Here is a 10,316-nt window from a genome sequence, read left to right as displayed (position 1 = left end):
CAGATGCTTCTCTTTCTAATAGATGAGCTATTTAATGATATTTGAAGAAAACGGTAGAATTGATTAGAAGATTAAATGTTGTAGTAGAAGAAATTAGAAATTATCCGGCAGAAATAAGGCCGGGATTCAGAACAAACAATAGATGTTTTATAGAGAATTACAAGCTAAACTCAAAACAAACAATAGATGCTTTTTATAAAATTTAAATTTAACCCAAAACAAACAATGTTTTAAAAGAAATGCAAACTAGGGCTCAAAGCAAACAATAGACAGCGGCAGATGAATTATTCCTGCCACAAACGTAAGCCGGAAAGATTCCCTCATCGGACGTGATATGAGCTTTAGAGGCTTGTTTTTTCCGATTAAACAGACTTAGTTGGCTTAAAAAAGAGTTTTTCAACTAGACTGCTACGCTAATTAAAAGAATGAAAGCCGTGATGGCGCATGAGAGGTTTAACAAGGCCGGTTTTATCTGGTAGTTTAATAGTAGGTTAAGAGAGTATGAAACCAGAAAAGGGCTGAACCGGTCTATCATTGAGTATTTTTATTTAATAATTGTTTTATCAGAATGTGAGAGAAAGTTGAGGGGCTTTCTCTCACATTTTTTTGTAGGAACGATAGATAGGACGATTTACTATTGGACTATTTACTATTTACTATTTGGGTTGTGCAATAGAAGCAGATAGTAAATAAGATAAATGGGAATTTAGTTTAGATGTGGATGGCACGCTAAATCATAAATCATAAATTATAAATCATAAATCATAAACTTCCCCAGTTTTCCAATCAGAGAAATGACGTTTTTATACATTATATTCCTTTCTTAATTTATTTTATAATAAAAATTTGGTATTTTCGAACGCTTTTTAGACGAACAACTTAAAATACTAATAGTTTATTATATGGAAAATATCGAAACAGCGATCCTGCTGATGGTGGTCGGAATGGCTACCGTGTTTGTTATTCTGCTGATTGTGATTTGTTTAGGTAAGTTGTTGATTACATTAGTCAACAAGTATGCTCCTGAAGAAGTGGTTCCTGTGAAGCGGGAAGCATCGCAAGGTCCTGCCCCTGTTCCGGGAAACATCTTAGCCGCCATTACAGCTGCTGTAAATGTGGTGACACAAGGTAAAGGAAAAATCACTAAAGTAGAAAAATTATAAATCTATAAAGAATATCACTGAAAGACATGAAAAGAGAAGTAAAGTTTAGTTTGGTTTTCCGAGATATGTGGCAATCTGCCGGAAAATACGTACCTCGTGTAGACCAACTCGTAAAGGTAGCTCCTGCCATCATTGAAATGGGCTGTTTTGCCCGCGTAGAAACAAACGGCGGAGGTTTTGAACAGGTAAATTTATTGTTTGGTGAAAACCCGAATAAAGCGGTACGCGAATGGACAAAACCGTTCCACGAAGCCGGTATTCAAACCCACATGCTCGACCGCGCACTGAACGGACTCCGTATGAGCCCCGTTCCGGCAGACGTCCGCAAATTATTCTACAAAGTAAAGAAAGCACAAGGAACAGACATTACCCGTACGTTCTGCGGATTGAACGACGTGCGTAACATTGCTCCTTCCATCACATACGCAAAGGAAGCAGGCATGATTTCGCAATGCTCGCTTTGCATCACTCATTCGCCTATCCATACCGTAGAGTACTACACCAATATGGCGCTGGAACTTATCAAACTGGGAGCAGACGAAATCTGTATCAAAGACATGGCAGGTATCGGCCGTCCTGTATCGTTAGGTAAGATCGTAGCAAATATCAAGGCGGCACATCCCGAAATCCCCGTTCAGTATCACAGTCATGCAGGTCCCGGATTCAATATGGCAAGCATCCTCGAAGTATGCGAAGCCGGTTGTGACTATATTGACGTAGGCATGGAACCACTATCATGGGGAACAGGTCACGCTGACTTGCTTAGCGTGCAGGCAATGCTGAAAGACGCCGGATATCAAGTGCCCGAAATCAATATGGAAGCCTACATGAAAGTGCGCGGCATGATTCAGGAATTTATGGACGACTTCCTCGGCTTGTATATCAGCCCGAAAAACCGTCTGATGAACTCTTTGCTGATTGCTCCCGGACTTCCCGGCGGTATGATGGGTAGTTTGATGGCCGATCTCGAATCCAATCTGGAATCAATCAATAAATATAAGGCAAAACACAATCTGCCGTTTATGACGCAAGACCAGCTTCTTATCAAGCTGTTTGATGAAGTGGCATACGTATGGCCTCGTGTCGGTTATCCTCCATTGGTGACTCCGTTCAGCCAATACGTGAAGAACCTCGCCATGATGAATGTGATGGCCATGGAAAAAGGAAAAGAACGTTGGGGAATGATTGCCGATGATATTTGGGATATGATTCTGGGTAAAGCCGGACGTCTGCCGGGCAAACTTGCTCCCGAAATCATTGAAAAGGCAGAGCGTGAAGGCCGTAAGTTCTTTGAAGGTGATCCGCAGAATAACTATCCCGATGCCCTCGACAAATATCGCAAACTGATGAAAGAGAACAAATGGGAAGTGGGACAGGACGACGAAGAACTCTTCGAATATGCTATGCACCCGGCTCAATATGAGGCTTACAAGAGTGGCAAAGCAAAAGAAGACTTCCTGGAAGACGTAGCCAAACGTCGTGCCGAAAAAGATAAATCTCCGGAAGAAGATGCCAAACCGAAGACACTGACCGTACAAGTGGACGGACAGGCTTATCGTGTGACGGTAGCATACGGTGATGCCGAACTACCTGTTGCTCCTGCGGGTGCTGCCGCTGCTCCGGCAGGAGAGGGTAAAGAAGTACTTTCTCCGTTGGAAGGCAAGTTCTTCTTAGTGAAAGGTGCGCAGGAAACTCCTTTGCAAGTAGGTGACACTGTGAAAGAAGGTGATGTAATCTGCTATGTAGAAGCGATGAAGACCTACAATGCCATCCGTGCAGAGTTTGGCGGTACAGTGACTGCTATCTGTGTCAACCCGGGAGATGCTGTTTCAGAAGATGACGTATTAATGAAGATAGGATAATGAACGAAATATTTGAGAACTTATATGACATGACTGCGTTCAGCAATATCATTGCCGAACCGCAGTTCCTGATAATGTATGCCATCGCGTTCGTTCTGCTCTATTTGGGTATTAAGAAACAGTACGAGCCGTTGCTGCTTGTCCCCATCGCTTTCGGTGTGTTGCTAGCCAACTTCCCCGGAGGAGATATGGGCGTGATTCAGGCCGACGAAAATGGTATGGTGATGGTAAACGGAGTGTTGAAGAACATCTGGGAAATGCCTTTGCATGACATTGCCCACGAACTGGGAATCATGAACTTCATCTACTATATGTTGATTAAAACAGGTTTCCTGCCTCCGATCATCTTTATGGGTGTCGGTGCGCTGACGGACTTCGGGCCGATGTTGCGTAACCTGCATCTTTCTATATTCGGTGCAGCTGCACAGTTGGGTATCTTTACCGTATTGCTGGTAGCCATCCTGATGGGATTCACTCCACAGGAAGCCGCTTCTCTGGGCATTATCGGTGGCGCGGATGGTCCGACAGCCATCTTTACCACCATCAAACTGGCGCCGCATTTGCTGGGCCCGATTGCCATTGCCGCTTATTCGTACATGGCGCTCGTTCCGGTGATTATTCCGCTGGTAGTGAAGCTGTTCTGTACGAAGAAAGAGTTGAGCATCAACATGAAAGAACAGGAAAAGAAGTACCCTTCGAAGACTGAAATCAAGAACCTGCGTGTATTGAAGATTATCTTTCCGATCGTGGTAACTACTATTGTTGCCCTCTTTGTGCCAAGTGCAGTGCCTTTGGTGGGGATGTTGATGTTTGGTAACCTGGTGAAAGAAATCGGAACCAACACATTCCGCTTGTTCGATGCCGCTTCCAATAGCATAATGAATGCTGCCACCATCTTCCTCGGACTGTCCGTAGGAGCAACGATGACAGCCGAAGCATTCCTCAACTGGACAACAATCGGTATTGTGATCGGTGGATTCCTTGCATTTGCACTTTCTATAACCGGTGGTATTTTCTTTGTGAAACTGGTAAATCTCTTCTCGAAGAAGAAAATCAATCCGCTTATCGGCGCCACTGGTTTGAGTGCCGTTCCGATGGCGAGCCGTGTAGCCAATGAGATTGCTTTGAAATACGATCCGAAGAATCACGTATTGCAGTATTGCATGGCAAGCAACATCTCTGGAGTAATCGGTTCTGCCGTAGCTGCGGGTGTGTTGATCTCCTTCCTTGCGTAAGATAATTCCTGCCTGAAAAAGACTTTTTATACATTCACACTTGGAAGATTCGTTTGATAGCGTTATCTTTGTGTGAATGTATAACAGTAAAAATAGCAAGCGTATGAGTGCAATGTCATTGGAAGCCGAAAAGAACGAACTGATTCGGCGGATTCTGGATGTGGATGATGTCGCTATTCTGCGGAGAGTGAAATCGATGTTGAGTTGTGAAGAAGAGCAAACGAATGTTGTCGCAGAGGAAGCAGCTCCCTACCAGACAAAGGCGGAGATTCTGGCAAGCTTAGATCAGGCGTGTAAGGAACTGAAACTGAATCTGGAGGGTAAGTTGGAGTTTAAGTCATTAGATGATGCCCTTAATGAAATATAGAATAAGCGTTACCCTCGAATTTTTAAGGGAAATGAAGCATTTGTCAAAACGGTATAAATCGTTGAAAGAAGATCTTAGGAATTTTGGAAATGATTTGTTATTAAATCCTGAACAAGGAGTCAGTTTGGGCAATAATCTTCGTAAAATACGTATAGCGATAACTTCGAAAAATAAAGGTAAAAGTGGAGGTGCACGGGTGATAACCTATACGATAATCTGGACAGAAATAGATACAGAGATAAAATTGCTCACTATTTATGATAAGTCAGAACGTGCAAATATCACAGATAAGGAAATAGAAGATATCCTGAAGCAAAACGGTATTTTGTAGTCCTTATGATATAAAAAGAAATCGTCCTGTTTCACGGTTGCGTGATGGCAGGACGATTTTCTTTTATAAGACTAAGACTTTGTGAACAAGTTTCTTTTGTTTCTAAATTTATTCACTGATTACCTTTCTGTATTCCGCTACCGCCATCTTTTCCGACAGATACGCATTAATCAGATTGGTGTGCGCCTGCGTCCATGACAATTGCGCGGAGAGCACATCCACCATGTTTGCCTTTCCTTCATTATACGAGAAAGAAACCAAATCAAGATTTTCATTAGCCAGATTCATAGTCTCTTTGGCGGTTTTCACTTGATATTCCGTTTCCGTCAGTTTGGTTAGGGCGGCAGAAAGTTCCTCGTTGATATTATCCGTCACATAACTTTGTTGCAGTTTCTGTATGCTGATATACGCTTTCTGCTGACGGTTTGTTTTGAACCGGGCTCCCCAACGGAAGATCGGTATATTCAGGTTAATGCCGACGATGGGATTGAAAGAAACATCATAACCGAGGTTAGGTGTAGCTGTAGCCCATCCACCGCTGAAATACATATTCAATTGCGGGTTGAACTGGCTAAGAGCCGCTTTGCGTTGCGCCTGACTTTTCATGATATTCACCTCCGTACTTTCGTAATCCGCGCGACGTTGCAGTACATTCTCCAGAGAAAGGATCTGCACCGGAGCGGAAGCCGTGTCAATCGTGTACAGACTGTCTACGGGATTGTTCGGCTCTTCTCCCATCAGGATATTCAGCTTTTGCAGCGCCAGCGTATAGTTCTGACGCGCCTTGATATATTGCAATTCCGCTTCTTTCAACCGGGTGGAAATCATTAATAAGTCCGTGCGACTAATCATACCGTCGTTAAAACGATCCTGAATGATGTCATACTGTTGCTTCACAATACTTTGATACTTGTCCGCCGCCTGCAACATAGCCTGTGAAGCGGAAGCGTTCCAGTAAACTGCATCGCTCTGATAATGAATCTGGTCGATGGTGAGCTCCTCATTTAGTTGATTCAGCCTTTCGCCCGCTTTGGCAATCTTGTGCTGGGCGTTGAGTGCCCCGCCCGTGTACAACGGTTGTGAGACGATAAATACACCTTGATAGGTGTGGTTGCGGTATTCGCCTACCGGTTCGTTCCAGGCATTAAGGTCGCTCATGTTGAGGGTCCCGTCCGCATTGACATCTATTTTTGGCAAGAATCCCGTGTGAGCAATCTTCCGTGCTTCCGTACTTGCCATTGTCTTTAGTTTCTGTTGCTTCAGAATTTGACTGTAAGCTTCCACTTTATCCCGGTAAGCTTCCCGGCTAAGATAGGGCTGCTGTGCTCCGGCTGTGAGGCCAAGGAGCAGCAGAGACAGAGTTATAAGTTGAGTTTTCATTTTATTCAATCTATACAATAAATTCAAGTTTCATATAAGAGAAGGCAATTAGCCTTTGATTCTCTGAATGGCACAATAAGCTACCGGAAGAACAAACAATGTCAGTGCCGAAGCCACTAACAAACCTCCCATAATCGTAGCCGCCATGCCGCCGAACATCGCGTCGAACAACAATGGCAACATACCCAGAATGGTAGTGCCGGACGCCATTGCTACGGGGACAATACGACTCGTTGTAGCACTGACAACAGCATCCAACGGCTTTTTGCCCGTTTTAGCCTCCAGATCAATCTGTTCCACCAGTACAATCGCATTTTTGATATTCATCCCAATCAGTCCGAGCAAACCAAGGATGGAGAAGAAGTCGAACGACTTGCCTAGCAACACCAATCCCAAAACGATACCGATAAAAATAAGCGGTAACATCAACAAGATCACTGTCGGCTTACGATATGTCCTGAACAGGAACAACAGCGTGACGAACATCAGGAAGAACGTCAACGGTAAATTCTTGGCCAACGCCTCGTTAGACTCCACCTGACTTTCCTGTTCCCCGAAATACTTCATCGTATACCCCTCCGGCACTTTAATCTCTTTCTGCACCAGCGGCCAAACCTCATTGAAAGCAGCAATCGCATTCACTCCGCGACGCGGATCGCATTGCGCCATCATCACCATTTGCCGGTTGTAATCCTTCACATTCGAGAAACGATATTGGAAATCAAATTCCGATACCACCTGTTCCAGACTGGTCGTCTCATTCCCCGTGCCGAACACGGGCAACGTGCGCAGGTCGTTGATGCGGAACGAATCCACCGTGTTATCCTTCAATAAGATAGGAAGCACCTGATCGCCCTGCCGGTACTCTCCAAGCGTCATACCTGTGGTTCCGATCTGGATACTTTGTGCCATTCCCTGACGCGATACCCCTAACGGTTGCGCCCGTTCGGGACTATATACAGGCTTCCATACAGGAACTTTATTTCCCCACGAATTGCGCACATTGATTAAATCCGGATTCCGGTGCATAATCTCCAAAGCCTGGTTGGTGAGCGCCACAAGCGTGTCCACATTCGGACCGATAAATCCGATTTCGATAGCGGCATCCACCGCAGGCGACAGTTTGAACAGACTGGTACGGGTAATCGCATTCGGATAATTCGCCTTCATGTACGCGTCGAAATCTTCTTCATACTCTTTCGTATATTTACTGTCCGTCAATTCAACTAATACATTGGCAAAATTCGGTTTCGGCCCCACCGAAGTAGAAGCCAGGTAATACCTTAACGGCGTGCTACCGAAGGTGATCGACACTTTCTTCACTTCCGGCTGCTTTGCCAGATGCTCTTCCACGGATTTCATCTCTTTCACTACGTCATTGATGCTATACCCGTCGGGATAAAACACGTCCGCCCGGAAATAAGGCTTATCGAGAGAAGGGAAGAAGTTTTGCGGCATCATTCCCATGATAACCAGCGAAGCAACAAAGAGCACTACCATCGAACCCAGTGTCAATGTTTTCCTGCGAATCAGCGTGCGGAGGATGGAGGCGAATTTGTGATAGAACGGTTTGTCATACGGGTCTTTCGTGCCGTCCTTTGCTTTCGCTTTCAGGATGAAATTACCGAAAACAGTGGTCTGCGTCAGCGCGAGCACCCAGCTCAATCCCAGCGAGATGGCAAGCACCACAAAAAGCGGTTTCACGATTTCCGCCACGGCAGAAGGAGCAAGGTAGAGTGGGAGGAACGAACAGATAGCGATGAACGTAGCCCCAAGCAATCCCCATTGCGGACCGGTTGCGCCGTCTATCAGCGCTTTCCGCCGGTCTACTCCGCGGGCGATGGCAATCTGTGCGTTGTCCGTTACCACGATGGCGTTATCCACCAGCATCCCCATGGCGATGATAAATCCCGCCAATGATGTACGGTTCAGTCCGACACCGAAGAAAGACATGATAAGTAATGTGCCGCCAATAGAGAAAATCAGTGACGAGCCGATCAGCACACCTGCGCGCAAACCCATCACCAACATGATAATCACAATTACAATCAGAATCGATTCGATCAGATTGATGATAAATCCGTTGTTGGCTTCGTTGGCAATTTCGTTCTCCAGATACAGGCTTTGCAGTTCCAGTCCCACAGGCATCAGTGGCAACAATTCGTCCAGTTTGGCTTTCACGTTCTTGCCCGTCTGCACCACGTCCCGTTGCGGGTCGGTGGAGACGCCGATGCCGATGGCACGTTTGCCGTTCACGTGCATGATATTGGATGGAGGGTCCATGTACCCTTTTTCGATGACGGCGATATCGCCCAGTTTCACCTGTCCGGCTTTGGTGGTAATCACCTGGTTGCGGATATCGTCTACGGTGGTATACATACCGTTGGCGGTCACCCGGAGCTGTTGCTCGCCGGCACGGATTTCTCCGGTATTGATAATCTGGTTCTGCGATTGCAACAGACTGGCAAGCTGTTTCGGGTCGATGCCCATACCTACGAGCTTATTGGTGGAAATAAAAATATTGACCACCTCCGTCTGCGTCCCGAACAGGGCGACTTTCATCACCCCGTCCGCCGTCACTACCTGCGTCTTGATCCGTTCCGCCCAGTTGCGCATCTCTTCGTATGTGTAACCGTCGTCCGCCGTCAGACCGTAATAGATACCGAACACGTCGCCGAAATCATCGGAAACCGTCGGTGCGGAAGCACCGCTCGGCAACTGTGGCTGTATATTAAGCACCTTCCGTCGCAACTCATCCCACTTCTGCGGAATGGAGCTTGCCGACAAGGAAGGTTGCAACTCGAATGTGATTTTTGAGAGCCCGTACATCGATTCTGATTTTATCTTGTACACACCGCTCATACTTTGAATTTCACGAGAGATAGGCTCGGTAATCAACCGCTCCACTTCTGCCGGTTCGGCACCCGGATAGCGGGTCATAATAACCGCCGACTTTATGACGAAAGGAGCATCCTCTTTCTTACCCAGCTTGCCGAAGGAAGTGATTCCCCCAATCAGCAATACAGCAAGAAAGAAATAGATGATTTTCGTATTATCTAATGAATATTTGGCTAAACTCATAATAAATGATCGTTGATAATTGATGAATGACAGCGGATAAATGATTACATAATCATTTACCAACTATCACCTGTCAACAGTTGTGATAGATTCTCCTTCTACTAGTTGGTATACGCCTGCTATGACGATTTTTTCACCGGGTTTCAAACCTTCCGAGATGAGCGCCTGTGCTTCTCCGGTCGGGGCGTTGACGGTCACTTCCCGTTTGTGGACTTTGTTGTCTTCTACCACCCAGACATACATTTTATTCCCTTCGCTTTCGCCGAATACGGCACTAAGCGGTACGATCGTCCAGCTATCCTGCACCAACGGACCTACATCTGCCGTGAAACGGATGCTGCACGTGAAACCGGGTTTCACAGCATACAGATCGCGGTCGAATGACGGATCGTCAATCGTGATGCTGACCGGAATTCCTGTGCCATCCGTAGAAATATCAAGATATTCTTCCAGTTTCGCTTGAAACACGTGTCCTTTAAATGTGTCGAACTCTACGAGGAAACGCGGGTCTTTGGCGCGTAACAAATAAAGATACGCATCCGGAATGGTGAATTTGATACGCAGATTGTGTGTATTGACAAGCTGCACGATACCCTCACCGGAGTTGACACGCTGATAGTTTTCCACCAGTCGTTTTTCGATAGAACCGTCGAAAGGAGCTGTCAGCTTGGTGTCGCGCATATTGTTGGCAGATAGTTCGTATTCAGACTTCGCCTTCTGGAAGTTGGCGAGGCTGATTTCATATTCCTGCACGGAGATCGCTTGCCGGGAGAGGAGCCGTTTGTTACGTTCCACTTGTGCCGAAGCCGTTTCGTATGCCGATTTCGTAGCGGCATATTGCAACGCGATGTCTCTGGGGTCGATAGCTGCGATGAGTTGTCCTTTTTTCACTTTCTG

Annotated in this window: 8 protein-coding genes; 5 read left to right on the top strand and 3 right to left on the bottom strand. The window is 45.9% G+C overall.

The window, feature by feature from the left end; translation table 11 throughout:
- Positions 1–902: 902 nt before the first annotated feature.
- From BSCG_RS24655 to BSCG_RS24675, 5 genes are all read left to right on the top strand, one after another.
- The gene (locus BSCG_RS24655; RefSeq protein WP_004311386.1) at positions 903–1,163 is read left to right on the top strand and encodes an OadG family protein; all 261 of its coding nucleotides are present in this window, start codon (positions 903–905) and stop codon (positions 1,161–1,163) included.
- Between the two features lie 26 nt (positions 1,164–1,189).
- Complete coding sequence (locus BSCG_RS24660) at positions 1,190–3,025, top strand: biotin/lipoyl-containing protein (RefSeq protein ID WP_008774794.1); 1,836 nt, start codon at positions 1,190–1,192, stop codon at positions 3,023–3,025.
- Positions 3,025–4,260 (top strand): sodium ion-translocating decarboxylase subunit beta, encoded by a 1,236-nt coding sequence (locus BSCG_RS24665; protein WP_004300937.1) that lies wholly within the window; start codon positions 3,025–3,027, stop codon positions 4,258–4,260. Before BSCG_RS24660 ends, BSCG_RS24665 begins: the two co-directional genes overlap by 1 nt.
- Positions 4,261–4,363: 103 nt before the next feature.
- Positions 4,364–4,627, top strand: coding sequence for a hypothetical protein (locus tag BSCG_RS24670; protein ID WP_004304421.1), 264 nt, complete (start codon positions 4,364–4,366; stop codon positions 4,625–4,627).
- Positions 4,617–4,958, top strand: coding sequence for a type II toxin-antitoxin system RelE/ParE family toxin (locus tag BSCG_RS24675; RefSeq protein WP_004300933.1), 342 nt, complete (start codon positions 4,617–4,619; stop codon positions 4,956–4,958). Before BSCG_RS24670 ends, BSCG_RS24675 begins: the two co-directional genes overlap by 11 nt.
- A gap of 108 nt (positions 4,959–5,066) precedes the next feature.
- Here BSCG_RS24675 and BSCG_RS24680 read toward each other — a convergent pair whose 3' ends face one another.
- The 3 genes from BSCG_RS24680 to BSCG_RS24690 all read right to left on the bottom strand — a co-directional run.
- Complete coding sequence (locus BSCG_RS24680) at positions 5,067–6,338, bottom strand: TolC family protein (protein ID WP_004304419.1); 1,272 nt, start codon at positions 6,336–6,338, stop codon at positions 5,067–5,069.
- A gap of 48 nt (positions 6,339–6,386) precedes the next feature.
- On the bottom strand, positions 6,387–9,419 hold the full coding sequence (locus tag BSCG_RS24685; RefSeq protein WP_004314201.1) for an efflux RND transporter permease subunit: 3,033 nt from the start codon (positions 9,417–9,419) through the stop codon (positions 6,387–6,389).
- A gap of 66 nt (positions 9,420–9,485) precedes the next feature.
- A partial coding sequence (locus BSCG_RS24690; protein WP_083793638.1) for an efflux RND transporter periplasmic adaptor subunit occupies positions 9,486–10,316 on the bottom strand: 831 nt, incomplete at its 5' end.

This window comes from Bacteroides sp. 2_2_4, assembly GCF_000157055.1.
GTDB lineage: Bacteria > Bacteroidota > Bacteroidia > Bacteroidales > Bacteroidaceae > Bacteroides > Bacteroides ovatus.
Note: the sequence above shows the minus strand (reverse complement) of the source record. Positions and strands in the feature narration are given on the sequence as shown.